We start from the raw sequence: 26,284 nt of genomic DNA on the forward strand, positions 1-26,284 counted from the left end.
TGAAACGCGACGGGCCGCCGTAGCTCAGCTGGTAGAGCACCACGCTGTTAACGTGGTTGTCCCAGGTTCGAGACCTGGCGGCGGCGTCACTCCCCTTCTGTCGGTCCGTCCATGCCGGGCCGTAGCCCCTTTCGACCCAACCCCAGCGCGTCCGCGACGACGATCGGTGCCGGGAACCCGGCGTCACGAAGCCGCCCGTCGCGTTCTTGTGCCTCCGCTCTGTGTTCCCGTGCCGTTCCGACGTCGCCGTCGGCCCTCGCGGACGCGGCATCAGCCATCAGCGACGACCGCTCGACCGCGAGGGCGGCCCATTCGCCGGCGTTCCGGATCGATTCCCGGAGTCCCTCGCGATCGACGGTTTCGGGCCGATCCATCCCCTCGAACGCCGCCGCCAACTCCCCCGCGGTCGCCACCGACTCCGTGGCCTCGCGGTAGCGCTCCGCCGAGGCTTCGAAGGCAGGCACCGACTCGGCGAAGCGCTCGTCGTTCCAGCGCTCGACCGCCCGCTCGTACTCGCGGGCCCCTTCGTTGCGCCCGGCCCAAGCGTTTCCGAACGTATCGAGCACGTCGACGCGGCGTTCGTACGCCGGAAGCCGATCCTCGATGCTGTCCGACATGATGTGTCCAGGGTCGTCGTCGTGTCCGAGTCCGAGCGCGTGGCCGAGTTCGTGTTTCGTCGTGATCCGGACGTCCCCGTAGGGACGACCGCCCGCGACGACTTCGATCGTCACCGGGCGTTCGGGACGGTGTTCGGCGCGCAACAGGGGCGAACAGCCGAGCACCTCCGCCGAGGCGTGTTCTTGACACCCCTCGAGTTCGGCTCGCCGGTCGAGAAAGACGAGTTCGATGTCGGGCGACCCGTCACCGATGTTGAACGACACGTCGAAGCCCGCGTACTCGGTCGCGTGCTCGTTCCAGTACGCCGCCGCCGTCGCCGCGAGGGCCGACACGTCGTGGTCGCCCCCGCTTCGGTCCGTGACCGTGATCGTCGTCGCCCCGGCGAACGGGTGTTCGTCCGGGCCGAGAACGGCCTCGGCCTGCTCGTCGACCTCGCTTTGCACGCCGGAACACCCCGCGAGCGCGACGGCCGCCCCCGCGATCGCCCCACGCCGACTCAACTCCATAGGCGCGTTATGATCCGTAGCAAGGTATATTCCCCGGACCCCAACGAGCGATGCCGCGTTCGATCCCCGGCCCCATCCGGCAGACTGAAGAGGAACCGGCGGAAAGTCCGACATGGAGGGCCCTTAGCTCAGTGGTTAGAGCGCTCGGCTCATACTCCCGGCCGCCTCCGGCGACGGGATGGGACACCGAGTGGTCGCCGGTTCGAACCCGGCAGGGCCCACTTCTGTGCGACGAGCGGACGCGAGGAGCCGGACGTGCCGTCTTCCGGTTCGAACCCTGCCACGAGCGAGCGAAGCGAGTGAAGTGGCTCCGGTTCGAACCCGGCAGGGCCCACTTTTGTGCGACGAGCGGACGCGAGGAGCCGGACGTGCCGTCTTCCGGTTCGAACCCTGCCACGAGCGAGCGAAGCGAGTGAAGTGGCTCCGGTTCGAACCCGGCAGGGCCCATCCAAACACCGAGCGATTCGTAGCCGACGTAACCGGCAGATAGAACGCTTCTATCACGGAATTTTTCGGTTCAACGTGGGTTCGACCAGCCGTTTTCGTCTGGAGTTCACTCGGCCAGCAAATGGGGGGGCGCTGCCTTCCGGGCTTCTGTGATAGAGATACGAGCGCATACCTCCGCCTTCCCGTGCGTGACGAGTGTTCCGACGCTCTGTCGGAACCGAGGAGCGAACAGGCGAGAGTCGAGCGGACAGCATTTCGGCTCGTGGGTTCGTCGTCGCGAACGACGGGGCCGCCCGAACCAGCCGACCCACGCTCGTGAGCCGGGCGTCGAGTCCCTCGACTACCCCCGGGTTTCGGCGGCGACTCCAGACGCGTCGCCGCGTCCGGAACGGTCGGTTTCCCGACGGCTGATCGAAGTCCCCCAGCGGCCGGGTCCGTGTGTCGCCCCGTACCGATTCCGTCCGAAAGCGATCGAACGGCGCCCACTGCGGGAAAACCGCGGAGAGCAGGTCGGTGGACTTAGTACGGAGGCGGGGAAAGGGAGTCGGTATGAACGTTGCAGACGCGATGACGCCGCGGTCTGATGTGGTCACCGTCGAGATTCCGGGGACCCGCGGGGACGTACTCGAGTATCTGCAGGACCGTGGGTTTTCGTCGGTTCCCGTGATCCGGATCGACGACGACGGCGAACAGTTTCGCGGCCTCGTCACCAGGGGCTCGCTCATCGAACAGCCCGACGAGGACCAACTGGCCTTGCTCACCCGCGAGGTCCCGACGATTACCCGGTCGGCCTCGCTGACCGACCTCGCCGAACTCGTCCTCGACTCCGGCGAGCGTCGGGTCCCCGTGGTCGAGGACGGCGAACTCCTCGGCATCGTCACCGTCACCGACATGGTTCGGGCCATCGCCGAGGGCGAATCCGATGGCGAGACGACCGTCGGCGGGCTGGCGACGCGGGAGATCAACACGGTGTACCAGGCCACGCCGCTACCGGTCGCCGAGCGGGAGCTCTCCTATGCCGACGTCGCCTACGCCGTCGTCCTCGACGACGACGGCAGACAGACTGGGATGCTCACCGAGGTCGACATCATCGAGGTCGCCCACGTCGTCCAGGGCGAGTCCGACCCCGGCGACGCCGTCGCGAACCAGGACGACGAGTGGATGTGGGAGGGGATCAAAGCCGTCGGCAGTCGGTCGATCCCGACGCTGAACGTCGAGATTCCCTCGACCGCGGTCTCGGAGTTCATGAGCGAGGACCTCATCACGGTCCCGAAGACCCGGACCGCACGCGAGACCGCCCAGTCGATGCTGTCGAACGACATCGAGCAGATCCCGCTGCTCTCGGGTGACGAACTCGTCGGCATCGTCCGGGACGTCGACCTTCTGGAGGCGCTCGTATGAGCGAGACGGCGGCTCTCGCCGAACTCGCGAAGCGCCGCGGGTTCTTTTTCGCCTCCAACGGGGCGTACGGCGGCACCGCCGGCTTCTACACGTACGGTCCGGAGGGCGCGGCGCTCAAGCGAAACCTCGAGGACTCCTGGCGCGATCTGTTCGTCCGCGAGCTCGGCAACGTCGAACTCGAAGCGCCGACGGTGATGCCCGAGGCGGTGTTCGAGGCCTCCGGGCACCTCGACGGCTTCGACGACATGATCGTCGAGTGCGCCGCGTGCGGCGCCACCCACCGCGCCGACCACCTCGTCGAGGACGCGGTCGCCGACGTCGAGGACGCCGAGGCGCTCGGGACCGAACGGGTCGGCGAACTCGTCGCCGAACACGACATCGTCTGCCCGTTGTGTGGCGCCGCCCTCGCCGACGAGCCAATCGAGGCGTTCAACCTCATGTTCGGGACGAACATCGGCCCCGGATCGGCCTCCCCCGGCTACCTCCGCCCCGAGACGGCACAGGGGATCTTCGTCGAGTTCCCCCGCCTGAAGGAGTACGCCAGAAACCAACTCCCCTTCGGCGTCGCCCAGATCGGGCGGGCCTACCGGAACGAGATCTCCCCCCGGCGGGCACTGGTCCGCGTCCGGGAGTTCACCCAGGCCGAACTCGAACACTTCATCGACCCCGAACGCGACGACCCCCCGATCGAACGGGTCGCGGACGTCGAGGTGCCGCTGTACTCCGCCTCCGCGCAGAACGCCGACGACGGCGGCGTCGAAACCCACACCGTCCGGTCGGCGCTCGAGGCGGGCATCCTCGAGAGCGAGTGGGTCGCGTACTACCTCGGGCGGGCGATGGCGTTCTACGAGCGGATCGGGATCGACATGGACCGGTTCCGGTACCGACAACACCTCGCCGGCGAGCGGGCCCACTACGCCGCCGACTGTTGGGACGCCGAGACCGAACTCGGCGGCAACTGGATCGAGGTGACCGGCTTCGCCTACCGGTCGGACTACGATCTCTCGAAACACGGCGAGTATTCCGAGGACTCGTTTACCCTCTTTCGGCAGTATGACGAGCCGAAGACCGTCGAGCGCGCGGTCGTCGATCCGGACATGAGCTATCTCGGCCCGGAGTTCGGCGGCGACGCGGCCGCGATCGCCGAGGCACTCGAGGCGCTCGTCGGCCGGGACCGGCCGGCGTTCGACGGCGACGAGGTCGGCGTCGAACTCGACGGCGAGTGCTACACCGTCCCCGTCGAGAAGACCGGCTTCGCCGTCGAGGAACGGACGGAGGCGGGCGAGCACATCACCCCACACGTCGTCGAACCCTCTTTCGGCGTCGACCGTCTCGTCTACAGCGTCTTGATCCACGCCCTTGAGACCGACACCGTGGACGGCGAGGAGCGGTCGTTCCTCGAACTCCCGGCGTCGATGGCCCCGACGACGGTCGCCGTCTTCCCGCTGATGACGAAGGACGGCCTCGGCGACCGCGCCCGCTCGATCGCCGATCGGCTCCGCGCGGAGGGCTTCGAGGTCAGCTACGACGACACCGGGAACATCGGGCGGCGCTATCGCCGACAGGACGAGGTCGGGACGCCCTACTGCGTCACCGTCGACTACGAGACCCAAGAGGACGACACCGTGACGATCCGAGAGCGGGACTCGACGACACAGACCCGCGTGCCGACGGCGAAGCTTCCCGAAGCGATCCGCCGCCTCGTCGACGGGGCAACGCTGTCGGCGCTGTGATCGACTCCCGGGGACCATCCGCTGATCACCGCGGCTATCGCGGCCGACGCGGTCGGCGGGGGGACCGTCCTCGCCGAGACGATGCCGGCCGTCGCGGTCGGGTACGTCCTCGTAATGAGCACCCTCGGGACGATGCTCATGCAGTACGCGTCGTTCTTCGAGCGGTTCGTCGTCGACGGGTGGTCGGTCTCCCGATAGACGCGGACGAATGGCAAACAGGCGGCGCGCTCCGCTCGGCGATCCGTGCGCCGCGCTCTCGTCCCGGCGGATCGCCGACGATCTATCACACGATGGGCGGGTCTGCCCCCGTCCGGGTATATAAATCATCGGGCCGGTCCGTCCACTTTCACCGCGGCGGCCGAACGCTTATACGCGGAAGCGCCGAATCCACGCGTAGATGGCGACAGCCTCCGGCGAAACGGAGTACATCGAGGGACCGCTCCTCGCCGACGGCCTGCTCGAGAGACGAAACTACCAGCTCAGCCTGGCCGAGACCGCGGCCTCGGATCACACGCTCGTCTGTCTGCCGACCGGGCTCGGGAAGACGGCCGTCAGCCTGCTCGTCACCGCCGAGCGGCTGGCCGAGCACGGCGGCACGTCGTTGCTCCTCGCGCCGACGAAGCCACTCGTCCAACAGCACGCTGCGTTCTACCGCGAGGCGCTCTCGGTCGACGACGACGACATTGTCGTCTTCACTGGCGCGGTTCGCCCCGACGACCGCGCTGCTCTCTGGGAATCCACACGGGTCGTCTGTGCGACGCCGCAGGTGATCGAAAACGACCTCGTCGGCAACCGCATTTCGCTTTCGGACGTGACGCATCTCACCGTCGACGAGTGTCACCGCGCGACCGGCAACTACGCCTACAACTACATCGCCGACCGCTACCACGCCGACGCCGAAACGCCGCTCGTCACCGGGATGAGCGCCTCCCCCGGCGGCGACAAAGAGGAGATCCTGACCGTCTGTGACAACCTCGGACTGTGCGACGTGGCGGTCATGACCGAAGACGACGCCGACGTGGCCGCCCACACCCACGACACCGACGTCGAGTGGGAGCGCATCGAACTCCCCGACACCGTCATCGAGATCCGCGACGCGCTCAACGACGTGATCTCCGAGCGGCTGCACAAACTGAAGGGCCTCGGCGTGACGAACTCGACGGATCCGAGTATGTCCCAATCGCAGCTCAACGCGATCCGAGCGAAGCTCCAAGAGCTGATCAACAACGACAGCTCGGAGGGGTACAAGGGAATGAGCGCGCACGCCGAGATCATGAAGCTCCGGCGGGCCGTCGAGCTGGTCGAGACCCAAAGCGTCGAGTCGTTGCGGCGGTACTTCGAGCGCCAACGCGAGGACGCCAAATCCTCGGGGGCGTCGAAGGCCAGCCAGCGCTTCGTCAGCGACCCCCGGGTCAAGGAGGCGATGCGCCGCGCGGAGGCGTTCGACGACCTTCACCCGAAGTTCCGCCGGGCCCGCATCCTGCTCGCGCAGACGCTTGGGATTGAGGACGGCGAACGGGTCATCGTCTTCACCGAGTCCCGCGACACCGCGGAGACGCTGACGGCGTTCCTCGGCGAGCACTTCTCGACGCGCCGGTTCGTCGGCCAGGGGGACAAAGAGGGCTCCGACGGCATGACCCAGACCGAACAGAAGGACACCCTCGACGCGTTCCGGAACGGCGAGTTCGAGGTGCTGGTCTCGACGTCGGTCGCCGAGGAGGGTCTCGACGTCCCGGACGTCGACCTCGTCCTGTTTTACGAGCCGGTGCCGAAGGGCATCCGTTCGATCCAGCGGAAGGGGCGAACCGGGCGGGCCAGCGACGGCCGCGTGGTCGTGCTCCTCGCCGAGGACACCCGCGACGAGGCGTTCTTTTGGATCTCGCGCAACGAGGAAAAGCGGATGGAAAAGGAACTCCGGAAGCTGAAGGACCTCGAAGGGGAGATCGAATCGGAGATCCGAACCCAGGTCGGGATCGACGAGTTTGACGCCCCCGACGGCGCGGGTGCGGCCGCCGGCCGGAACGGGAGCGGGGACGCCGGAGCCGCCGCGGACCCCGACGAAACGGGTCCCACCGGCACCGACACCGAGACCGACGCGCGCGATCAGGCCGGGCTCGCCGACTTCGCCGGGACAGCCCCGGACGCCACCCCCGACGACCGGACGCCGTCGAACGGAGCGGGGCCGGCTCCCGACGGACCGGATTCCGGGCCGGACGCCCCGGAGTCGGCGGTCGCCGAACCGGCGGCCGAAGGGGTCGAGGTCGTCGCCGACCAGCGCGAACTCGACGCCCACATCGCCCGCGACCTCTCGACCCGGGAGGGGATCGAAACGCGGCTCGAGACGCTCGAGGTCGGCGACTACGTCCTCTCGGATCGGGTCGTTGTCGAGCGCAAGGCGGTCGAGGACTTCCTCGAGACGCTCGTCGGCGGCGACCGGTCGCTGTTCGAGCAGGTCGGCGCGGCCGCCCGCCACTACGCCCGGCCGGTCGTGATCATCGAGGGCGAGCGCCTCTACGAGGCCCGGAACGTCCACCCGAACGCGATCCGGGGCGCGATCGCCTCGCTCGCGGTCGATTTCGGCGCGAGCGTCCTCCGGACGACCGACGCCGACGACACCGCCGACCTGCTCGAGGTGATCGCCCGCCGAGAGCAGGAGACCGACGACCGGAGCGTCTCGGTCCACGGCGAGAAGGGTGGCAAGACGCTGGCGGAACAACAGGAGTACGTTGTCGGGGCGGTCGCCGAGGTCGGCCCCGTCACGGCGCGGGCGCTCTTGGCGCACTTCGGCAGCGTCGAGGCTGTCATGGGCGCGACGGAAGAAGAGCTCCTCGCGGTCGATGGCGTCGGCGAGGTGACGGCCGACCGGATCCGAACGGTGACCGCGAGCCCCTACCCCGAAGGGTGAACCGGGGCCCCCGGCGCCGCTGCCCCGCACGCCGACCGGCCCACGAGCACCGCCGCAGGCTCGAGACGCTCTCTCGCGCCCCGGCGGCCGAGCGAGCCGCATCGTCTCCCGGGGGGATCGGCATCGACCCGAAGCCCGTCTACTGGGCTGTCTCAGAGCCGTCTGACGGTCTCGAGCGTCTCGGCGGCCTCGCGGGCGGCCGCTAAGAGCTCACGTTTCCGGCCGACGTCGCGTGTCCCCTCGGCCCGGCGGGTGAGCGAGGCGACCTCCTCGACGAGCGTCCGTTCGGTCTCCTGGAGGCTCCCGCGTTCTGATCGCGGTCCCCCGGCCGGCGACCGCGTCCGGTTTCGCTTCCCGCTCCCGGCGTCGGCGTCGGATCCCGAACGGTCGGCAGGGGGTTCGGCGTCGCTCGTCGCCGGCGGGTCGACGCGGGCCGGGCGGCGGTCCCGCGAGGGAGTCGGCGGGGCGCTCCCGGTCGGCTCGGGGGGCTCCTCGTCTGCCCCTCGGTCGGCCTCGTCGGCCGGTTCGGGGGTCCGGTTCGTCGCGGGTTCGGACCGTGGGTCGGTTCGACCGTCCGTCTCCGCCTCCGAGCCGGCCGCCGCATCGTCGCCCGCGCGGTCGGCCGTGGGCTCGGCGTCGGCATCGACGTCCGCCGACGCGCCCGCGTTCGCCTCGGAGTCCGCGGCCGCCGATTCCTCGCCGCCGCGCAGTTCGCCGTCCTCGGTGACCTCCCGCTCGCAGGTGGGACAGAACGACCGGCCGTCGTAGCGGAACACCGGCGACTGACACGCCGGACAGTGGCGGTTCGTCATCGTCGCCCCCTGCAGGAGGAGTTCGCTCATCCGCTCGGAGGCTTCCCGTTTCTCTTTGTCCCGCTCGTACTTCTCGCGGAGTTTCTCGCGTTCGGCCTCCCGATCGAAGTCGCTCATACGCGTTCGAACGCCGCGTTGCCGCAAAAGGACTGCGCTCGACGCCGCCGAAAAGACTGCCTCGACGCCACGTCGTCGACCGGCGGTTTTTAATCGATGAGGCGACCAACGGGGGGTATGCAGGTGAAATCCCGCCATCACCTCCGATCCGACGAGATCGCCGATCTGGAGGCCACCCTCGCCGATCAACTCGGGATCGACCTCGACGGCGACAGCTACGAGCGCGTCGAGTTCAGCGACGTCGACCGGGAGGTCGTCCTCGTCGACGGCGATCCCCTCGTCGCCTCCTTCGGCGGCGACCTGTTCGTGACCGTCCGGGGGGCCAATGCTCACTCGCCCGAGGGCCACGTCGTCACCGTCGACTCGGGGGCGATCTCGTTCGTCTCCGACGGCGCGAACGTGATGCGGCCCGGCATCACCGAGGCGACAGACGACATCGAGTCGGGCGACCTCGTCGTCGTCGTCGAGGAGGCCCACGGCAAGGCGTTGGCGGTCGGCCGCGCCGAAACCGACGGCTCGGACATGGTCGGCGACTCTGGCCGCGTCGTCGAATCGCTGCACCGCGTCGGCGACGAACTCTACGAGTTCCACGTATAAACTACCCTACCCTACTTCGCTCGGGGGCAATGGCCCCGCTCGCCCGTTGAGGCCGGAGGCTCCGCCTCGAACTCGCTGATTGTCCCGGCCCCCGTCGCCCCCGTGTCGGACGTAAGACCTATGCCACCGGCAACCGCTGTCGACAATATGGGACTCATGAGCAAGCTCCTCGGCGGCGGTTCGGCGAGCACCGAGGACTACGTCGAACTCGACGTCGACGACTTCGACGCCGACGCGTCCACGGCGCGGGTACAGATCCGCTTCGCCGAGATCAGCGACAAGAACGACGTTATCGACATCAAAGACGTCGTCTACGACGGCGACATCGTCGTCGCCGACATCATTCGACACACGACCAGCGACCGGACGATGGAGCACATCACGGACGAACTGAAGCAGGTCGCCCGCGAGGTCGGCGGCGACATCGTCCAAAAGGAGGACGACCAGCTCATCATCACGCCCGGCGGCGTCGGCATCTCGCGCTCGAAAATCGGGCGATAACCCGTTTCTCGCCCCTCACAGCTCCTCGTAGGGCTGGACGACGACGAAGCCCTCGGTCCCCTCGAAGTTCATCTGGAAGCGCTCGCCGGACTCCTGGCCGATCATATCCGAGAGGTTCCTGTTGACTTCGACCTCGGGGGAGGTCCGGTTCCACGCGACGGTGGCGCTCGGGTCGGTCGAGACCGGGGGTTCGACGACGAGCGGGTCGCCGTGGGTCGTGAGCGCGACGTGACCCGGTCCCTGCAGGTAGACGTTTGTGAACCCGCCCGCGAACGCGCCGGCGAGGCTGTCGAGCGTGCCGATCTCGTAGGAGACGTCCGACTCGAAGGCGAGGACGTCCTCCCCGTTGACCGTGAGCGAGTCCCCGGAGCCGAGCTGGAGGATCTGGACGTTCTTCTCGTGGTCGGCGAGGTACACGTGGCCGGTCCCCTCCACGTTCATGATCGGCGTCCCCTCCCCGGTCGCGGCTTCCTTGAGAAAACCGGTGATGCCGCCCTCGGGTGAGGCCTGGCCGGTGAAGGAGAGATCGCCGGTGTAGGCGATCATCGAGCCGGCTTTCGCCATCACCGAGCCGTCGACGTCGACGTCGAGAGTGTAGCTGTTCTCCAGTTCGAACGTCTCGTCGGTCTCCGCCGGTGCGTGTCGGGTCTTGAACTGATCGATATTCATACTGGTGGGGAGCCCTCGGTGGCTCGCCCGGTGGTTGTCCCCGACGCGGTATGAACCGCGCGGTAATTAAAACGCTGATTCGAGCCACCGGGACGGACGGAGGACGCAGGACCGTGCGGCCCGATATGGCGGGTGTGAGACGGACGTGGGAACTACCTCCCGGAACAAACAGAAGACACGCATCGTTTCCATCCTCCGGGGGTGTGGTGCTCGACCACGGCTGGCAGCCGGGCGCGAGGCGTCCGTCGCCCCCGCACGCGCCATTTATCAGCCCGCTCGACGAACCCGGAACTGATGGCCCACATCGAGAGCCTCCGGGTGTACCCGCTCAAGGGTTTCGACGCGGTGGACGTCGAGTCGATCGAAATAACCGACGCCGGGACGGTCGAGGGGGACCGCGAGTACGCCCTCGTCGACCCGGACGGTGCGGGCGACGGCGACGCCGAACGGGTACTCAACGGCAAACAGATCTCGAACGTCCACGAGGTCACCGTCGGGTTCGATTGCGGGCGGGCGGTGATCGAACTCTCCACCGACGCGGGCGAGCGATCCCGCTTCGACCTCGCGACCGAACGCGGGGCGGCGAGCGAGTGGTTCGGCGAGTTCGTCGGCCGTTCGGTCGAGTTGCGCCGTCGCGACCCGCCGTCGTTCGTCGACCGGCCGGCTCTGGGACCGTCGGTGATAAGCACCGCCACGCTCGAAGCGGTGGCGTCGTGGTTCGACGACGTCACTCTCGAGGGGGCCCGCCGCCGGTTCCGCGCCAACGTCGAGGTAGGCGGCGTCCCGGCGTTTTGGGAAGACCGGTTCCTCGGCGACGGGCCGGGGTTCGAGGCGGGCGGCGTCCGTTTCGAGGGGGCCAAACCCTGCGGGCGCTGTGAAATCCCTTCGAGGGACCCGGACACCGGCGACCGCATCGACGGCTTCCGCGGCCGGTTCGTCGAGCGCCGCGAGGCGACGTTCCCCGAGTGGGCCGATCCCGACGCCTTCGAACACCTCTACGCCGTGATGATCCTCACGAACGTCCCGGCAGCTTCCCGCGGTCAAACGCTCCGCGTCGGCGACGACGTCTCCCTCGACGGCCGCGGGGGGTGAGACGGGTCCGCATCGCTGGCCGGACCCCCGGGCGGACGGCCCTCACCGGCGCAGAAAGGACGGGAGGTCGAGACGCTCCGGGGGGCCCTCCCTCCGATCGCCGGCGTCGGGCGATCGGATCGCGTCCGGAACGCCGTCGGCCGCATCTGCCGCGGTTCCCGCGTTCGGTCTGTCGCCGTCGAGCTCGGACGTCACGAGCCGGTCCCAGATCTCCTCGTCGTCCGCGTCCGCCTCGAGGTCGAGCGCCTTCGCCCGCCCCTCGTCGTAGGCGAGTTCGACGATGCTCTCGTCGTAGGCGTCGGGGGTGTCCCGTCTGAGCCGGTCGTACTCGCCCGCGTCGGGGCTGCCACACACCGACGCGACGCCGAGGGCGTAGGCGCGTTCGAGAATCTCCTCGCTGGTGTAGGTGTCCTCGTCGAAGTATCGATCGTACATCTACGGTCCCCGTCCCGTCCCGACCCGGAGGCCGTCGTCGCCGAACTCGAGGTCGTGGATGTCGGTGTCGATCCTCGTGCCCCGCATCTTCAGGACCTGGATCCCCCGCTGCATCCCGCCGTCCTCGAGGAAGTTGTGCATGAAGACGACGCCGTGGGCGAGGTAGTGTTCGTCGGTGTAGGCGGTCGGATCCGTCATCTCGGAGATCAACACGACGGTCGCGTCGGTCCGTTTCAGCGACGTCAGAAACTGGATCGTGTTGTTCTCGGTGTCCGAGAGGAAGTGCTCGAGGAGCATCGTCGAGTCGACGACGACGCGTTCGATCCCGTTCGACTCGATGAACCCGGTGAGGCGGTTGACGAGACTCGAGGCGTCGCGGTGTTTCCCCGGCGGCTGGAACAGCCGCTTGCCCTCGGCGGAGAACACGTCGACGAAGCTCACGCGGTCGGTTTCGACGGCCCGCTCGAACCCGAACCCGTGTCCGGACATGTCCTCGATGATGTCCGCGCGGGACTCGTGCATGCTCACGAAGAGGCCGCTTTCCCCCTGTTTGGCCCCCTCGACCAGGAACTGTGTCGACAACGTGGTCTTTCCGCTCCCCGGGGGACCGGACACCACGTAGAGCCGACGAGCCGGCATCCCGCCACCGACGAGGTCGTCGAGCCCCGAAACGCCGCTTGAAACGCGCATATCGAAGACGTGTCGATCTCAAATATAACACCTCCCACCGACTCAGTGCTCGAAGCACCCCCGCCCAGGGGAAGCATTATAATCGCGGACGGGATACGTCGGTTTACGTTGTGTCGCCAGATGATCGGAACGACCCCTGCCACACACCGATGACGAAGCCCTATGTCGGCGCGATCGATCAGGGAACCACCGGGACCCGTTTTATGCTCTTCGACCGGGGCGGGCACGTGATCGCCAACGCCTACGAGCAACACGAACAGATCTACCCCGAACCCGGCTGGGTCGAACACGATCCCGTCGAAATCTGGCGGAACGCCAAAGCGGTCGTCTCACGGGGGCTCTCGGTCGCCGGCCTCGACGCCGAGCAGCTGGCGGCGCTGGGGATCACGAACCAACGCGAGACGACCGTCGTCTGGGACAAAAAAAGCGGCAAGCCGGTGTACAACGCCTTGGTCTGGCAGGACCGCCGGACGGTCGATCGTGTCGAGGAACTCGACGCGGAGACGGTCGCGGCGATCCGAAAAAAGACCGGCCTGCAGCCCGACGCGTACTTCTCGGCGAGCAAAGTCGAGTGGATCCTCGACAACGCCGACCCGATCAAACTCCGGCGGACCCGCCCCGAGGACGTACGGACCCGGGCCGAATCCGGCGAGTTGCTGTTCGGAACGATCGACTCGTGGCTCATTTACAACCTGACGGGCAACCACGTCACCGACGTTTCCAACGCCTCCCGGACGATGCTGTATAACATCCACGACCTCGCGTGGGACGAGACGCTGCTTGTGGAGTTCGACGTGCCGGAGGCGATGTTGCCGGAGGTGCGGCCCTCCTCCGACGAGGACCTCTACGGCCACACCGATCCCGACGGCTTCTTGAATGCGGAGGTCCCCGTCGCCGGTGCGCTCGGCGACCAGCAGGCGGCGCTGTTCGGCCAGACCTGTTTCGACGCGGGCGACGCGAAAAACACCTACGGGACGGGATCGTTTTATCTGATGAACACGGGCAAGGAGGCCGTCTCCTCCGACAACGGGCTGTTGACGACGATCGGCTTTCAACGCTCCGGCGAGCCCGTCCAGTACGCCCTCGAAGGTTCCGTCTTCGTCACCGGGGCCGCCATCGAGTGGCTCGAGGACGTCGGCCTCGTGGGCGACCCCCTCGAAACCGCCACGCTGGCCCGCTCCGTCGACTCGACCGAGGGGGTGTACGTCGTGCCGGCGTTTACCGGGCTGGGAGCGCCCCGCTGGGACGCCCGCGCCCGCGGGGCGATCGTGGGAGTAACCCAGAGCACGAAAAAAGAACACGTCGTGCGGGCGACGCTGGAGTCGATCGCGTATCAGACGAGAGACATCGCGGAGGCGATGGAGGCGGATTCGGGCGTCGAGACGACGTCGCTGCGCGTCGACGGGGGCGCAGTCAAGAACAACTTCCTCTGTCAACTCCAGGCTGACATCATCCAGACGGAGATCGTCCGCCCCGAAGTCGACGAGACGACGGCGTTGGGGTCGGCTTACGCCGCCGGTCTCGCGGTCGGCTACTGGGACGACATCGAGGAGTTGCGGTCGAACTGGCAAGTCGACCGGGAGTTCGACCCCGAGATGGACGCCGACGACGCCGACAGGATGTACGACCGATGGGACGACGCCGTCGAACGATCGCTCGATTGGGACCGGGCGTAGCGACCCGCCCGACCGGTCCGACTCCCCCGGCGATCCGAACCGATCGGCTCCGACGTCGCCGTGGCGACCCGCCCGGTCTCATCGATCGATCCCGCCGCCGTCCTCACTCGAGACGAGCGACCGGACCGCTTCGGCTGGAACGCTCGCCATGTCGCCTTCGGTGGTTCGCTTCAGCGCGGCCGTTGCGACGCCCCACGCCAGCGCGTCCGGGACGTCCTCGCCGGCCAGCCGGCGCGCGAGATAGCCGCCCACGAGGGCGTCCCCGGAGCCGACCGGGTCGACCGTGTCGGTCTCGAAGGCGGCCTGCTCGTGGACGGCGCCGTCGTCGACCGCGAGCGCGCCCGCCTCCCCCCGCGTGACGACGACCTGCTCGAAGCCGTACGCCCCGGCGAGTTGCCGGGCGATATCCTCGGCGTCCCCCTCGATTCCGAACACCCGCCGGCCGTCCCGCTCGGCGACGAACAGCACGTCGACGTGCTCGAGGAGGCCTGCAAGCGTCCGTTCGGCCTCGCGCTCGGACCACAGCTTCGACCGGTAGTTGACGTCGAAGGCGGTGGTGACGCCCGCCTCGGCGGCCACCGCGAGTAGCGTTTCGGTCGTCTCCGCCGCCTGGTCCGACAGCGCCGGCGTGATCCCCGACGCCAGGAACGTCTCCGCCGTCCGGACGACCGACTGTGGGAGCTCGGTCGGTTCGAGGCTCCGGATCGGCGTTCCCGCCCGGTCGTAGACGACGGTCGGGTCCCGGGGGGCGCTCCCGTGCTCGAAGTAATAGGTGCCGACGCGGCCCTCGTCGGTCCGGACGACCTCCGGGTCGACCCCCTCGCCGCGCAGGGCGTGGACGACCCGTTCGCCGAGGGGCGACCGCGGGAGCGCCGAGAGCCACATCGTGTCGGTCCCGAGCGCCGCGGCCGCGGCCGCGACGTTGCTCTCTGCGCCCCCGACCGCGACGTCGAGGCGGTCGGTCCGCGAGAGCCGGCGGCCGCGGGGCGGGGAGAGCCGCAACATCGCCTCCCCGAAGGTGACGAGGTCGCTCACGCGTCGTCGAAGAGCGTCTCCCCGTCGACGAGGTGTTCGCCGACGGCGTTCATATCGAGCGTCACCCCGAGTCCCGGACGCTCCGGGACCTCGATCCGGCCGTCCTCGATGACGTCCTCCTCGACCAGTTCGTCCCACCACCCGAGTTCGTAGGAGTGATACTCCACGGCCAACGCGTTCGGGATCGCCGCCCCGACGTGGGCGCTCGCCATCGTCCCGACCGGCGAGGCGACGTTGTGCATGGCGACGGGGACGTAGTACTGGTTGGCGACGTCGGCGATCTTGCGCGTCTCGCGCATCCCGCCGACCTTCGGCAGGTCTGGCGCGACGATGTCGACGCCGCCGTCCTCTATGAGTCGCCGGTGCTCGGTGACGCGATAGCGGTTCTCGCCGGCCGCGATCGGCGTGACCGTCGACTCCGTGACGTCCGTCTGGACCTCGAGGTTCTCCGGGGGAACGGGGTCCTCGAGCCACCAGACGTCGTGTTCCTCTATGGCCGCGGCGAGGCGCTTTGCCGACCCGCCCGAGAACGTCCAGTGACAGTCGAAGGCGACGTCCGCGCGGTCTCGAACCCGCTCTGTGACCCGCTCGACGATCTCGGCTTTGTGTCGGATCTCGCCGGGCCGGAGGTGGCGGTTCGCCCGGTCTTTCTCGTGGCCCGAGGGCACGTCGAGATCGAACTTCAGCGCGTCGTAGCCCAGCTCCTCGACGACCCGTTCGGCCTCGTCGGCGCACGCCTCGGGGTCGGCTTCCGCCTCGGTGTGGCAGTCGCAGTAGACGCGGACGTCGTCGCGGTACTTCCCGCCCAACAGCTGATACGCCGGCACGCCGAGGAGCTTCCCGGCGAGGTCGTGCAACGCGAGTTCGATCCCCGAGATCGCGGTGACCGTGACGCCCTCGACGGAGCCCTCCCCGGACGTCTTCTGGATCAGGTGCTCGTAGAGGCGGTCGATGTCGAGGGGGTTCTCGCCGAGGAGAAACGGCGTCATCCGCGCTATCAGCTCGGGGACGCCGGCACCCCAGTAGGCCTCGCCGGTCCCCGTCACGCCCGCGTCGGTGTACACCCGGACCAGCGTCCACGGGAAGTTCCCGTCGACCATCGTCGTCTGGACGTCCGTGATCTCGACGTCGCGGGCCCCCCGCGAGCCAGCGAGCCCCATCGCCTCCCCGGAGAGGTCCCGCATCGTGTACTCCGCGTTCGGGTCGTGCAGCGAGCCGTAGTCGGGGCTCATCTGCCCGCCACCCCGCCTCCGGCCCGGCCGTGATTTATAAGTCCAGAGTCGGGGTTTCGGTCTCCTCGGCCGTGATTTATAAATGCCGCGGCGGGGCCTCGGGATCCCCGGACGGGATTTATAAACCCCGTCCCCGCGTTCGTCCGCTCGGTGCCGTCCGTGTCGGTCGTGTTCTGTGTGTGGATCATGCGTTCGTTTCCCGTCGGTGTGGGCGCGGCTCCCGCCGGTCCGACGGGAGTGCTCGTCCGCGATCGACGCCGGTCCGTTTATAAGGGTTCGCCGGCCCGCGGGCCACGCCGGTCCCCGTACGGATCCCGCCGCGGCGGCCGGTGTGTCGCCCCCCGCGTCCTCGCGTGTCGTCCATCTATATCAACCCGAGGTCCGCGAGTTCCGTTCGCAGTCGCTCGCGGCCGTCGTCGTCCATCGTCCGGAGGGGCGCACGCAGGCCGCCGACGTCGAACCCCGGTTCCCGCAACGAGAGTGCGGCCTTGACGCCCGCCATGTACGGTCCCCGCTTGAGCGCCGTCCGGACGTCGAAGACCGTCGACTGGAGCCGCCGCGCCTCGGTCTCGTCCCCGTCGACGTGGGCGTCGTAGAGCGACGCGACGAGCCCCGGAAAGACGTTGGCGACGGCGCTGACCAGCCCGCCACACCCCAACTGCAACCCGGGGAGCAAAAGCGAATCCGAGCCGACGAGAAACCGCAACTCCGGGTTGGCGTCGATCGCCTGCGCCAGCCACGGGACGTCCTTCGAGGAGTCCTTCAGGCCCGCGACGCCGTCGACGTCCGCGATTCTCGAGAGCGTCTCTAGCGACAGCCGGTTGCCGGTCTTGCTCGGGATGTGATAGACGTAGACGGGTACGTCGACCGCCTCGGCGACGGCCCGGTAGTGGGCGACCGCCCCGTCGCCGTCGAGGGGATAGTAGTACGGCGTGACGGCGACGACGCCGTCGACGCCCGCCCCGGCCGCGTGTTCGGCGTGTTCGACCGTTTCGCGGGTGCTCGGCGCGCCGACGCCGGCGATCACCGGCGCGTCGACGCCCCCGGCGACGGCCTCGACGACCCGACGGCGCTCCCCCGCGGTCAACAGCGCGAACTCGCCGTTGGTCCCCAGCGGGAACACGGCGTCCGCGCCGCCGTCGACGACGAAGCGCGCGTGGGCGACCGTCGCGTCCGTATCGAGGTCCCCCGCCGCGTCGAAGGCGGTCAGCGTCGGCGGGACGACCCCCGAAAGCTCCGGGGCTGCCCCGGGCTCGGTTCCGCGATCCGCGTCGGCGTCCCCCGGATCACCCATCGCTACGCCCCCGCCCCCGGCCGGGATCGGGACGGCCACTCCGGCGTGATCTCGCGGCCCCTCCGTTCGGAGACGCGACGGTCCGTTCGTCTCGGCCGCGGGGTCTCGGTTCGTCCGCTTCGGGAGAGGGCTGTTCGTCCGTCAGTTTCGTGTCGGGCGTTTTCCTTCATTCGTCGAGGGCGGCCAGGCGGTTGAGCGCGTAGGCGGTTCTGAGCACGTCGGGGGCGTCGCCGCGGGCGAACCGGAGGTCGTCGGTCCCGGCGACGTGCGTTATGACGTCGGGCGAGGAGTGTTCGGGGGCGGCGGCGATCCCGGCGTCGTGTTCGTCGACCCACTCCATCACGCGGAGGTCGCTCTTGGAGTCGCCCATGACGAGCGCGAAGGGGTCTTCGATGCCGAGCACCTCGAAGGCGGCCTCCACGCCGGCGGCCTTGTCGAGTTCGAGCGAGCCGATCTCCGCGGCGTCGGCCTCGTAGTAGGCCACGTCGATCCGGTCGAACGCCGCCGCGAACGCCTCGGGGACGTCCGCACGCGTCGTGTCGGGCTCCTCGTCGGTGGCGGCCAGCACGGCCGCGATCTCCGGGTCGTCGGCGGCGTAGTAGGCCCGGGCGAACCCCGCCGTCGCCGCCCCGACGTCGGTCCCGGGGTCCGCGTTCGCCTTCGCTTCCGTGTCCGTTTCGTTCTCACCGTTCCGGTCGGCGTCGACGACGGCTGCGACGCTGTCCTCTAGGAGGTCGAGGAGGTAGACGAGCGCGCGCTCGATGACGCGCTCGGCGTCCTCGCTTGCGGTCTCGAAGTTGGGTTTGAGGGTGACGTTGAACTCGTTGCCCTGGAGGTGACACCCACGGCGCAGGTCCGGCGGCGCGTCCGAGAGCACGCGCGTCCGGACGCCGTTGAAGATGTCCCGCACGTCCGCCCCGAGCGTCTCGTAGCGGAGCCGCTTCGTGTCGGGGCCGTGGCCGGGCGTGAACACTCCGGTCCCGGCCTCGTAAACGACGCTGACGGTCCCCGAGTGGACCATCCTGCTGCCGAGCCCCTGGATGAGAAAGCCCTTGACGTTCTCGAGGGTCTGGCCCGTACAGATGACGATCGGCACCCCGTCCTCGTGGAACCGGGTCAACAGGTGCAGCGTCTCCCGCGGGATTTCGTTGTCGGTGTTGCCGGCCGACCGGAGCGTCTCGTCGACGTCGAGGACGAGGACGTTGACGCCCCGATCGTACTTGCTGTAGAGGTCCAGCGCCCCGAACGCCTGCTCGCGCGTCGCCGACGCCGCCAACTCCGCGTAGGTGTCGCCGACGAGCGGGAAGCTGTCTCTGACGTCGTCCTTTCGGTCGTCGAGTTCCGCGTTGATCTCCTGCCACTGGTTGAGCGTCACGCGGGAGTCAACGGGTGGGAACAGGTCGACGAACTCCTGGTAGGCCCGGAGGGTCTCGGTGTCGAACTCCTCGTAGAGTCGGTACAGCAGGTCGTAACGTTCCATGTGTGGTGTGTGGCCCGGACGAACCGTCCGGGGGCGTTCGGATGCAAGGTTTACTCGGATAAGGATAAGCATTTTCCCTCCGCCCGGCGACGGTGGCGTATGAAAGCCATCGGAGTCGAGCCGGGCGAGGGACGGCCCCGGATCCTCGAGGTGCCGCGACCGACGCCGGGGGCGGGGGAGGTCCTGGTTCGGACCCACCGGGTCGGCGTCGACGGCACGGACCACGAGGTGATCGCCGGCAACCACGGCAGCCCGCCGCCGGGCGAGGAGCACCTGATACTGGGCCACGAGGCGGTCGGCGTCGTCGAGGACCCCAACGGGAGCGGCTTCTCCCGCGGCGAGTTCGTCGTCCCGACCGTCCGCCGGCCGCCGCCCGGGGGCGAAAACGAGTACTTCGAGCGCGGTGAGGCCGACATGGCGCCCCCGGAGGCGACCCTCGAGCGCGGCATCGACGGCGCGCACGGCTTCATGAGCGAGTATTTTACCAGCCCCGCCGAGTGTCTGCTTTCCGTCCCGCCCGAAACGGCGCCGTGGGGGTTTCTGGTCGAGCCGATCAGCATCTCCGAGAAGGCCCTCGAGCTCGCCGCGGCCTCGCGTTCGTCGTTCGGGTGGGACCCCGAGACCGCGCTCGTCCTCGGGAACGGCTCGCTCGGGCTGGTGACGGTCGCGATGCTCGTCGAGCGCTTCGAGGTGTACTGTCTCGGCCGCAGCGACCGCCCCGACCCGACGATCGACGTCCTCGAACGGCTGGGCGCGACCTACGTCGACTCCCGGGAGACCCCCGTCCCGGAGGTTCCGTCGGCCCACGAACCGGCCGACCTCGTCTACGAGGCGACCGGGTACGCCAAACACGCCTTCGAGAGCATCGACGCGCTCGCTCCGAACGGCGTCGCGGCGCTGCTCGGCGTCCCGGAGCCGTGGAGCTTCGAGATCGACGGCGGCCGACTCCACAAGGCGCTCGTCATGGAGAACAAGGCCATCGTCGGCAGCGTCAACTCCGGTCCCGCCCACTTCCGTGCGGCGATCGAGCGGCTCGGGGGGTTTCCCGAGTGGTTCCCCGAGGCGTTCGTCACCACGGTCGCCCCCTTCGACTCGTTCGAAGCGGCCTTCGAGCGCACGGACGGGACGATCAAGACCGCGGTGGCCTTCGACGAGCCGTGAGACGCCGGCGTCGTTCGCCCACGACAACCCATATTAGGACCCGGTCTGAGTGTCACGTATGGCCGACGAGGAGTTGTCCGGTGATCTCTCGCGGTTGGGCGAGCGCTTCGACTTCGGCGAGTACGAGATCGGCGCGTACCTCGCCGTCCTCGAACACGGGAGTCTCACCGCCTCGGAGATCGCCGAGACGACGGACATCCCCCAACCCCGGGTGTACGACACCGTTCGAAGCCTCGCCGACAACGGCTTCGTCGAACTCCGCGATTCGCGACCCCTCGAGGTGCTCGCGGTCGATCCCGAGGAGGCCTTCGGCGACGCCCGCACGACCCTCGAAGAGTTGATCGAGAGCCTCGAGTACCGATACACCGCGCCCTCCCGGGACGCCGAGGCCGTCTCGCTCGTCACCTCGCGGCGGACCATCCTCCGGTACGTCGAGGACGTCATCGCGAGCGCCGACTACGAACTCGTCCTCTCGTTGACGCCCGACCTCCTGGGTCGCTTCGAGTCCGAACTGACGGCCAAACAGGACGCCGGCGTCACGATCGAGTTGCTCCTCTCGCCGAGCACCGACGTCCCCGATCCGGATTGCTTCGATTACACGCGCGTCGCGACAATCGCTCGCTCGCGACGCGGCGTCACGACGCCGCTCGTCGCCGTCGCCGACGGGACGTACTCGGTGTACACCACGCGCGCGGCGTTGCGGAGTCGCGGCGACGACTACGGCGTCGTTTTCAACCGTTCGGAACTCGGCTTTCTGGTGTTGGGGCTGTTGAACACGGTCGTCTGGCCGTCGTCGACGACGCTGGCCGAGAGCCGGCGCGAACGCCCGTTCCCGCGGCGGTACGCGACGATCCGGCGTTGCGTGCGCGACATCGAAAACGGCGATGGCCGGTTCTACGCCTCCGTCCGCGGCCGCGACGTCGAGTCCGGGCAGTTCCGGACCGTCGAGGGGGCGGTCGTCGACATCAGCGCGAGCGTCGACCGCGGGACCGCCGCCATCACGCTCGACCTCGGCGACAAGACGCTGGACGTCGGCGGCCAGGCCGCCGCCTTCGAGGACATCGAGGCCCACGAGTTGGTCATCGACCGCGAGGCTCCGCCGGCGCTCGACCCCTAAGCGGGGAACGTTCCCGGCGGGCGCCCGGCGTTCCGGCGGCCGCCCCGAGCGTCGCGTGTCCCTTCGTGTCGTCGGCCCGGTAGCCGCCCCGAGCGTCGCGTGTCCCTTCGTGTCGTCGGCCCGGTAGCCGCCCGCCCGGTCGGCGGGACCGCCCGGACGCCGGCGGCCCGCGTCGATCCGCGCCCCCGACTCGAATACGCCACCGATAGCGTCTCGTACCGTCGTCTCCCGGTGTCCGCTCCGCTCCTCACCGGTGGTGTATTCTTTATTCTATCGTGAGTAAATTTTTTGTTCCCTCGCGACAACCGTAGGGTATGGCTACCGACTCTACGCTCAATCACGACGAACTCTACATCGAGGGGCGCTGGACCCCGACCGCCGACCGCATCGACGTGACCGACCTCACCGACGACACCACGTTTGCGAGCGTCTCGGCCGCGACGCCCGCCGACGCCGAGGACGCCCTCGCCGCCGCGCAGGCGGCCGAGGTCGAGATGCGCGAGACGACCGTCGTCCAGCGCGCCGAGTGGGTCACTGCTATCGCCGACGGGATCGAGGCCCGAAAGGCCGAACTCGCCGACGTGATCGTCAGGGAGGCCGGCAAGCCGATCTCGAGTGCGCGCGGCGAGGTCGACGCCGCCGCCGAACGGTTCCGCCGGGCCGCCGAGGAGGCCCGGTCGCTGAAGGGCGAATACATCGAGGGGACGACCGAGGGCCACGAGGGCTGGCGCGCGATCGTCCGGCACGAACCGGTGGGGACCGCCCTCTGTATCACGCCGTACAACTACCCCCTCTCGACGACGGCCCTGCAGGTCGCCCCCGCGCTCGCGGCGGGCAACGCGGTCATCCTGAAGCCGGCGTCGAAGACGCCCATCAGCGCCGCCATCCTCGCCGAGATCATCGTCGACGCCGCCGATGACCTGCCCGAGGGGGCCTTCGGGTTCGTCCCCGGCCGAGCGAGCGAGATCGGCGACGTGCTCGCGGGCGACGACCGGATCGACGCCATCGCGATGACGGGTTCCTCGGGCGCGGGCAAACACGTCGCCGGAGTCAGCGGGATGGTCGAACTCCACATGGAGCTGGGCGGCAACGCGCCCGCGATCGTCTTCCCCGACGCCGACCTCGAGGCGGCCTCGTCGGCGGCGGCCTCGGGCTCGCTGAAGTACGCCGGCCAGCGGTGCTCGGCCGTCTCGCGCGTGCTCGTCCACGAGGACGCCCACGACGAGCTGGTCGACCGGATCGACGCGGAAATGGATGGCTTCGAGCCCGGCGACCTCTTCGACGAGGAGACCTCTCTCGGCCCGCTCATCTCCCACGAGCAGGCCGAGTGGGTCGAGGAGCTCGTCGAGGACGCCCTCGATCGGGGCGCGACGCTCGTCCGCGGGGGCGCCCGCTCCGGGCGGTTCTTCGAGCCGACGCTGCTCGCGGACGTCCCCCAGGACGCCCGCATCGTCCACGAGGAGCAGTTCGGTCCCGTCGTCGCCGTGACGACCTTCGACGACGAGGCCGGGGCGCTCGAGGTCGCCAACGGCGGATCGCTCGGTCTCGACGCGGCCGTCTTCACGGCGGACTACGATCGCGCGATGCGCGTGGCCGACCGCCTCGAGGTCGGCGGCGTCCGGATCAACGGCGCGCCGAGTCACGGTCTCGGGGACATCCCCTTCGGCGGGACGAAGGACTCGGGGATCGGCCGGGAGGGCATCGGCTACACGATCGAGGCCTTCCTCGAACGCAAGAGCATCATCCTCTGATGCGCCGAGCCAAGATCGTCTGCACGCTGGGGCCCGCCTCCGACGACTCCGAGACGATACAGGGCCTCGCCGACGCCGGGATGTCCGTCGCCCGGCTGAACGCCAGCCACGGGACGATCGAGCACCGCGAGGCGGTCATCGAGCGCGTCGACGGCGCCGCCGGTGTCGACGGCGCTCCCGTCGCGACGCTTCTGGACGTTCCCGGTCCCGAGATCCGGACCGCCCCGCTCGGGGAGGGCGAGTCGGTGGCGGTCCCGACGGGAGCGACGCGCCGTCTCGCCGAGGGCGAGACGGTCGACGGCGACGTCATCGGTCTTTCGGCGTCGATCGCTGCCGTCGAAGCGGGCGATCGCGTCCTGCTCGACGACGGTCGGATCGAAACGACCGTCGAGCGCGTCGAGGGCGAAACGGCCGTCGTCGTCGTCGATTCGGGGGGCCAACTGGGCGGCCGCAAGGGCGTCAACGTCCCCGGCGTCGACCTCGGGTTGGAGTTCGTCAACGAGAGCGACCGCGAGGAGCTGCGGCTGGCCGCCGAGGCCGGCGTCGACTACGTCGCCGCGAGCTTCGTCGGCTCCGCGGCGGACGTCTACGCCGTCAACGCCACCCTAGAGGAGTTCGGCGCCGACATCCCGGTGATCGCGAAGATCGAGCGCGCCGAGGCCGTCGATCGCATCGACGAGATCCTCGAAGCGGCCGACGGCGTGATGATCGCCCGCGGGGACCTCGGCGTCGAGTGCCCACTCGAGCGCGTCCCGTTGATTCAAAAACGGATCGTCCGGAAGGCCCAGGCGGCGGGCGTCCCGGCGATCACCGCCACCGAGATGCTCGACTCGATGATCGAGGCCCGCCGGCCGACGCGGGCGGAGGCCTCCGACGTCGCAAACGCCGTCCTGGACGGCACCGACGCCGTGATGCTGTCGGGCGAGACCGCGATCGGCGACGATCCTGTCAACGTCGTCGAAACGATGGCCCGCATCGTCGCGGACGTCGAATCGAGCGACGAGTACGCCGAGTCCCGCGAGAACCGCGTCCCCCCGGCCGGCGAGCCCCGGACGGACGCCATCGCGCGCTCGGCGCGGTATCTCGCCCGCGACGTCGACGCCGAGGCGGTCGTCACCGTCACCGAGTCGGGGTACACCGCCCACAAGGTCGCGAAGTACCGCCCGGCGGTGCCCATCGTCGCGGTGACGCCCGACGACGCCGTCCGCCGACGGCTGGCGCTGCGCTGGGGCGTCCTCCCCCGATACCGGCCCTCCCCCGCCGACGGCGCGACGGAACTCATCGAGTCGGCGGCGTCGGAGGCCATCGACGCCGGCGTGATCGACAGCGGCGACACCGTCGTCGTCCTCGCCGGGATGATGACCGAACTGGAGGGCGCGAACACCACGAACACGATGAAGGTCCACGTCGCCGCCGAGGTGCTCGCCAGCGGCCGTGGGGTGTGTGCCGGTCGCGCCGTCGGCCCGGCGCTTGTCGCCCCCGACGGCGACCTCGCGGGCTGCCCTGACGGCGCCGTGGTCGTCCTCCCCGGCGACTTCGAGGGGGAGTTCACCGGCGATCTCGCCGCCATCGGGGCGATCGTCACCGCCCAGTCGGGGATGACCAGTTATCCGGCCATGATCGCCCGCGAGCTGGGGGTGCCGATGGTCGGCGACGCCACGCTGTCGCTGTCGGGCGGGGACGTCGTCACCGTCGACGGCGACCGCGGCGTCGTCTACGAGGCCGCGGTCGACGAGCGCTGAGGGGGGTCACGATTCCGCGCTGCCTGCGTCCACGAGCCCCGTGAGCAGCGCCGTCGCGCTGGCCCGGTTCGTCGCCAGCGGAACGCCGCGGACGTCGCAGATCCGCAACAGCGCGGAGATGTCCGGCTCGTGGGGTTGGGCGGTCATCGGGTCCCGAAAGAAGATCACCGCATCGCAGTCGCCGGTGACGATCTCGGCCCCGATCATCAGGTCGCCCCCGAGCGGTCCCGACTCCAGTCGGGTGACGGACAGCCCCGTCTCGTCGTTGAGCCGCCCGCCCGTGGTCCCCGTCCCGATGAGGTCGTTCGCCGCGAGGATCGACTCGTGCTCTTTCGCCCACTCGACCATCGAGGGCTTCTCGTCGTCGTGTGCAATGAGCGCGATGCGCATACCAGACCCACTCGGGGTCCCCTATTGAACCCCTCGGCGGGACGGCCGCCCCGGCCGGGTCGAGCGTGTCCGTCGACGCCATCTCGACGCCCGACGGATCGCCGTGTCCCCGCCTCCGTCGTTGTCACCGTGGCGAGCGGAACCCCACTGCTTCAGGTTATAAGCATGTCGACGCCAGTTTCGGGGATCTGCCGGGATCGTAGCCATGCAGGTGTCGTTTCTGCTTGCCGAGAACATCGCGGCTCCGCTGGCTGACAAATCATCTTGTGTCCGCGATCATATTATCGTACGTATAATGATTGACCGACGTTCCGAGCGCGACTGGCTCACTTCGCATCTCACTGGCAGTGAGCGTCAACTCCTCGTCCTGTACGGTCGGCGGCGCACTGGGAAGACGACGCTCGTGACGAACGCGCTTGACACCGTCCCTTCGAACTCCGTATATTACCTCTGTAACCAGCGCGGCCCGGCACACAACGCCCAAGCGTTCGCAACGCAGTGTGCCGAAGCCCTGGACGATATTGCGCCTTCGCGGTCTGGCTCACAAGGACGGCCGCGATGAGGAACCCGAGCCCGCAACGACGCCCCATGACGGCGAGGACGCCGCCGTAGTGGTGGCCGCGGACGGGCCACGAGACGCCGTAGATCGCGACGGCGACCGCGAGCAGCCGGCGGTCGGCCGCCCGGATCGTCTCGAAGGTCGTCGCCGGATCGAACAGCCGCGCCGCGGCGACCGCGCCCAGACCGACGACGAGAAGTGTCAGGTGTCCCCGGGTGAGGAGCCGTCCGTTCCCGCCGCCGGTCGGTCGTCAATGCGTTGGTTCGTTTAGGTCTACCTAAAAATTTAACCCTGCCGGTGTTCGACGGGCGACGGCTCCATCCG

At 69.0% G+C, this 26,284-nt stretch carries 22 protein-coding genes and 2 tRNA genes; 14 read left to right on the forward strand and 10 right to left on the reverse strand.

Annotated features, from left to right (window positions below; genetic code table 11):
- Window positions 1-13 precede the first annotated feature (13 nt).
- Window positions 14-86, forward strand: a tRNA-Asn gene (locus tag NMLP_RS01860).
- On the opposite strand, the gene NMLP_RS01865 is transcribed toward NMLP_RS01860, so the two are convergent.
- Window positions 87-1,124 (reverse strand): zinc metalloprotease, encoded by a 1,038-nt coding sequence (locus NMLP_RS01865; RefSeq protein ID WP_015408428.1) that lies wholly within the window; start codon window positions 1,122-1,124, stop codon window positions 87-89. It abuts the tRNA gene before it with no gap.
- A gap of 117 nt (window positions 1,125-1,241) precedes the next feature.
- On the opposite strand from NMLP_RS01865, the gene NMLP_RS01870 reads away from it, so the two are divergent.
- The 4 genes from NMLP_RS01870 (at window position 1,242) to NMLP_RS01890 (ending at window position 7,610) form a co-directional block, all read left to right on the forward strand.
- A tRNA-Ile gene (locus NMLP_RS01870) sits at window positions 1,242-1,345 on the forward strand.
- A 775-nt stretch (window positions 1,346-2,120) separates the two neighbouring features.
- Window positions 2,121-2,972 carry a CBS domain-containing protein gene (locus tag NMLP_RS01880; protein WP_015408429.1) on the forward strand — a complete coding sequence of 284 codons (852 nt, stop codon included), beginning with the start codon at window positions 2,121-2,123 and terminating at the stop codon, window positions 2,970-2,972.
- The gene (glyS, locus tag NMLP_RS01885) at window positions 2,969-4,705 is read left to right on the forward strand and encodes a glycine--tRNA ligase (protein ID WP_015408430.1); all 1,737 of its coding nucleotides are present in this window, start codon (window positions 2,969-2,971) and stop codon (window positions 4,703-4,705) included. Before NMLP_RS01880 ends, glyS begins: the two co-directional genes overlap by 4 nt.
- A gap of 397 nt (window positions 4,706-5,102) precedes the next feature.
- Window positions 5,103-7,610, forward strand: coding sequence for a DEAD/DEAH box helicase (locus tag NMLP_RS01890; protein ID WP_015408431.1), 2,508 nt, complete (start codon window positions 5,103-5,105; stop codon window positions 7,608-7,610).
- A gap of 152 nt (window positions 7,611-7,762) precedes the next feature.
- Here the strand turns inward: NMLP_RS01890 and NMLP_RS01895 are convergent, their stop codons facing one another.
- Window positions 7,763-8,539, reverse strand: coding sequence for an Sjogren's syndrome/scleroderma autoantigen 1 family protein (locus tag NMLP_RS01895; protein WP_015408432.1), 777 nt, complete (start codon window positions 8,537-8,539; stop codon window positions 7,763-7,765).
- 117 nt (window positions 8,540-8,656) lie between these two features.
- Here NMLP_RS01895 and NMLP_RS01900 point away from each other — a divergent pair, with 117 nt between their 5' ends.
- Entirely contained in the window at window positions 8,657-9,136 is a 480-nt protein-coding gene (locus tag NMLP_RS01900) for an RNA-binding protein (protein WP_015408433.1), read from the forward strand.
- Window positions 9,137-9,283: 147 nt separating this feature from the next.
- Entirely contained in the window at window positions 9,284-9,637 is a 354-nt protein-coding gene (locus tag NMLP_RS01905; RefSeq protein ID WP_015408434.1) for a cell division protein SepF, read from the forward strand.
- A gap of 15 nt (window positions 9,638-9,652) precedes the next feature.
- Here the strand turns inward: NMLP_RS01905 and NMLP_RS01910 are convergent, their stop codons facing one another.
- Window positions 9,653-10,306, reverse strand: coding sequence for an AIM24 family protein (locus NMLP_RS01910; RefSeq protein ID WP_015408435.1), 654 nt, complete (start codon window positions 10,304-10,306; stop codon window positions 9,653-9,655).
- Between the two features lie 294 nt (window positions 10,307-10,600).
- Here NMLP_RS01910 and NMLP_RS01915 point away from each other — a divergent pair, with 294 nt between their 5' ends.
- Entirely contained in the window at window positions 10,601-11,398 is a 798-nt protein-coding gene (locus NMLP_RS01915) for an MOSC domain-containing protein (protein ID WP_015408436.1), read from the forward strand.
- Between the two features lie 42 nt (window positions 11,399-11,440).
- On the opposite strand, the gene NMLP_RS01920 is transcribed toward NMLP_RS01915, so the two are convergent.
- Together NMLP_RS01920 and NMLP_RS01925 are read right to left on the reverse strand one after the other, a co-directional pair.
- The gene (locus tag NMLP_RS01920; protein WP_015408437.1) at window positions 11,441-11,833 is read right to left on the reverse strand and encodes a hypothetical protein; all 393 of its coding nucleotides are present in this window, start codon (window positions 11,831-11,833) and stop codon (window positions 11,441-11,443) included.
- Window positions 11,834-12,523, reverse strand: a complete 690-nt coding sequence (locus NMLP_RS01925; RefSeq protein WP_015408438.1) for an RAD55 family ATPase — start codon at window positions 12,521-12,523, stop codon at window positions 11,834-11,836.
- A 149-nt stretch (window positions 12,524-12,672) separates the two neighbouring features.
- Between NMLP_RS01925 and glpK the strand changes: the two genes are divergently transcribed.
- On the forward strand, window positions 12,673-14,199 hold the full coding sequence (glpK, locus tag NMLP_RS01930) for a glycerol kinase GlpK (RefSeq protein WP_015408439.1): 1,527 nt from the start codon (window positions 12,673-12,675) through the stop codon (window positions 14,197-14,199).
- 78 nt (window positions 14,200-14,277) lie between these two features.
- Here glpK and kdgK1 read toward each other — a convergent pair whose 3' ends face one another.
- From kdgK1 to NMLP_RS01950, 4 genes are all read right to left on the reverse strand, one after another.
- On the reverse strand, window positions 14,278-15,234 hold the full coding sequence (gene kdgK1 / locus NMLP_RS01935) for a bifunctional 2-dehydro-3-deoxygluconokinase/2-dehydro-3-deoxygalactonokinase (protein WP_015408440.1): 957 nt from the start codon (window positions 15,232-15,234) through the stop codon (window positions 14,278-14,280).
- Window positions 15,231-16,466, reverse strand: coding sequence for a mandelate racemase/muconate lactonizing enzyme family protein (locus NMLP_RS01940; protein ID WP_015408441.1), 1,236 nt, complete (start codon window positions 16,464-16,466; stop codon window positions 15,231-15,233). Before NMLP_RS01940 ends, kdgK1 begins: the two co-directional genes overlap by 4 nt.
- Window positions 16,467-16,830: 364 nt before the next feature.
- Window positions 16,831-17,760 carry a dihydrodipicolinate synthase family protein gene (locus tag NMLP_RS01945; RefSeq protein WP_015408443.1) on the reverse strand — a complete coding sequence of 310 codons (930 nt, stop codon included), beginning with the start codon at window positions 17,758-17,760 and terminating at the stop codon, window positions 16,831-16,833.
- Window positions 17,761-17,926: 166 nt separating this feature from the next.
- Complete coding sequence (locus tag NMLP_RS01950; RefSeq protein WP_015408444.1) at window positions 17,927-19,240, reverse strand: HAD family hydrolase; 1,314 nt, start codon at window positions 19,238-19,240, stop codon at window positions 17,927-17,929.
- A 99-nt stretch (window positions 19,241-19,339) separates the two neighbouring features.
- Between NMLP_RS01950 and NMLP_RS01955 the strand changes: the two genes are divergently transcribed.
- From NMLP_RS01955 to pyk, 4 genes are all read left to right on the forward strand, one after another.
- Window positions 19,340-20,401 carry a glucose 1-dehydrogenase gene (locus tag NMLP_RS01955; RefSeq protein ID WP_015408445.1) on the forward strand — a complete coding sequence of 354 codons (1,062 nt, stop codon included), beginning with the start codon at window positions 19,340-19,342 and terminating at the stop codon, window positions 20,399-20,401.
- Between the two features lie 58 nt (window positions 20,402-20,459).
- Window positions 20,460-21,518 (forward strand): HTH-type sugar sensing transcriptional regulator TrmB, encoded by a 1,059-nt coding sequence (gene trmB / locus NMLP_RS01960; RefSeq protein ID WP_015408446.1) that lies wholly within the window; start codon window positions 20,460-20,462, stop codon window positions 21,516-21,518.
- A gap of 314 nt (window positions 21,519-21,832) precedes the next feature.
- Window positions 21,833-23,269 carry an aldehyde dehydrogenase family protein gene (locus NMLP_RS01965; protein WP_015408447.1) on the forward strand — a complete coding sequence of 479 codons (1,437 nt, stop codon included), beginning with the start codon at window positions 21,833-21,835 and terminating at the stop codon, window positions 23,267-23,269.
- A complete protein-coding gene (pyk, locus tag NMLP_RS01970; RefSeq protein WP_015408448.1) occupies window positions 23,269-25,011 on the forward strand; it encodes a pyruvate kinase in 1,743 nt (580 codons plus the stop codon). The genes NMLP_RS01965 and pyk overlap by 1 nt, the downstream gene beginning before the upstream one ends.
- Before the next feature lie 6 nt (window positions 25,012-25,017).
- Here pyk and NMLP_RS01975 read toward each other — a convergent pair whose 3' ends face one another.
- Window positions 25,018-25,401 (reverse strand): methylglyoxal synthase, encoded by a 384-nt coding sequence (locus NMLP_RS01975; RefSeq protein ID WP_015408449.1) that lies wholly within the window; start codon window positions 25,399-25,401, stop codon window positions 25,018-25,020.
- A 500-nt stretch (window positions 25,402-25,901) separates the two neighbouring features.
- On the opposite strand from NMLP_RS01975, the gene NMLP_RS01980 reads away from it, so the two are divergent.
- Entirely contained in the window at window positions 25,902-26,231 is a 330-nt protein-coding gene (locus tag NMLP_RS01980) for a hypothetical protein (protein ID WP_160169573.1), read from the forward strand.
- Window positions 26,232-26,284 lie beyond the last annotated feature (53 nt).

Origin of the sequence: Natronomonas moolapensis 8.8.11, from assembly GCF_000591055.1 — an archaeon.
Classification (GTDB): Archaea; Halobacteriota; Halobacteria; order Halobacteriales; family Haloarculaceae; genus Natronomonas; species Natronomonas moolapensis.

Bases quoted from the DNA above. Each gene is read 5' to 3' on its own strand.
- NMLP_RS01865 (WP_015408428.1), bottom strand. From the start codon at position 1,124: ATGGAGTTGAGTCGGCGTGGGGCGATCGCGGGGGCGGCCGTCGCGCTC.
- NMLP_RS01880 (WP_015408429.1), top strand. From the start codon at position 2,121: ATGAACGTTGCAGACGCGATGACGCCGCGGTCTGATGTGGTCACCGTC.
- glyS (WP_015408430.1), top strand. From the start codon at position 2,969: ATGAGCGAGACGGCGGCTCTCGCCGAACTCGCGAAGCGCCGCGGGTTC.
- NMLP_RS01890 (WP_015408431.1), top strand. From the start codon at position 5,103: ATGGCGACAGCCTCCGGCGAAACGGAGTACATCGAGGGACCGCTCCTC.
- NMLP_RS01895 (WP_015408432.1), bottom strand. From the start codon at position 8,539: ATGAGCGACTTCGATCGGGAGGCCGAACGCGAGAAACTCCGCGAGAAG.
- NMLP_RS01900 (WP_015408433.1), top strand. From the start codon at position 8,657: ATGCAGGTGAAATCCCGCCATCACCTCCGATCCGACGAGATCGCCGAT.
- NMLP_RS01905 (WP_015408434.1), top strand. From the start codon at position 9,284: ATGGGACTCATGAGCAAGCTCCTCGGCGGCGGTTCGGCGAGCACCGAG.
- NMLP_RS01910 (WP_015408435.1), bottom strand. From the start codon at position 10,306: ATGAATATCGATCAGTTCAAGACCCGACACGCACCGGCGGAGACCGAC.
- NMLP_RS01915 (WP_015408436.1), top strand. From the start codon at position 10,601: ATGGCCCACATCGAGAGCCTCCGGGTGTACCCGCTCAAGGGTTTCGAC.
- NMLP_RS01920 (WP_015408437.1), bottom strand. From the start codon at position 11,833: ATGTACGATCGATACTTCGACGAGGACACCTACACCAGCGAGGAGATT.
- NMLP_RS01925 (WP_015408438.1), bottom strand. From the start codon at position 12,523: ATGCGCGTTTCAAGCGGCGTTTCGGGGCTCGACGACCTCGTCGGTGGC.
- glpK (WP_015408439.1), top strand. From the start codon at position 12,673: ATGACGAAGCCCTATGTCGGCGCGATCGATCAGGGAACCACCGGGACC.
- NMLP_RS01940 (WP_015408441.1), bottom strand. From the start codon at position 16,466: ATGAGCCCCGACTACGGCTCGCTGCACGACCCGAACGCGGAGTACACG.
- NMLP_RS01945 (WP_015408443.1), bottom strand. From the start codon at position 17,760: ATGGGTGATCCGGGGGACGCCGACGCGGATCGCGGAACCGAGCCCGGG.
- NMLP_RS01950 (WP_015408444.1), bottom strand. From the start codon at position 19,240: ATGGAACGTTACGACCTGCTGTACCGACTCTACGAGGAGTTCGACACC.
- NMLP_RS01955 (WP_015408445.1), top strand. From the start codon at position 19,340: ATGAAAGCCATCGGAGTCGAGCCGGGCGAGGGACGGCCCCGGATCCTC.
- trmB (WP_015408446.1), top strand. From the start codon at position 20,460: ATGGCCGACGAGGAGTTGTCCGGTGATCTCTCGCGGTTGGGCGAGCGC.
- NMLP_RS01965 (WP_015408447.1), top strand. From the start codon at position 21,833: ATGGCTACCGACTCTACGCTCAATCACGACGAACTCTACATCGAGGGG.
- pyk (WP_015408448.1), top strand. From the start codon at position 23,269: ATGCGCCGAGCCAAGATCGTCTGCACGCTGGGGCCCGCCTCCGACGAC.
- NMLP_RS01975 (WP_015408449.1), bottom strand. From the start codon at position 25,401: ATGCGCATCGCGCTCATTGCACACGACGACGAGAAGCCCTCGATGGTC.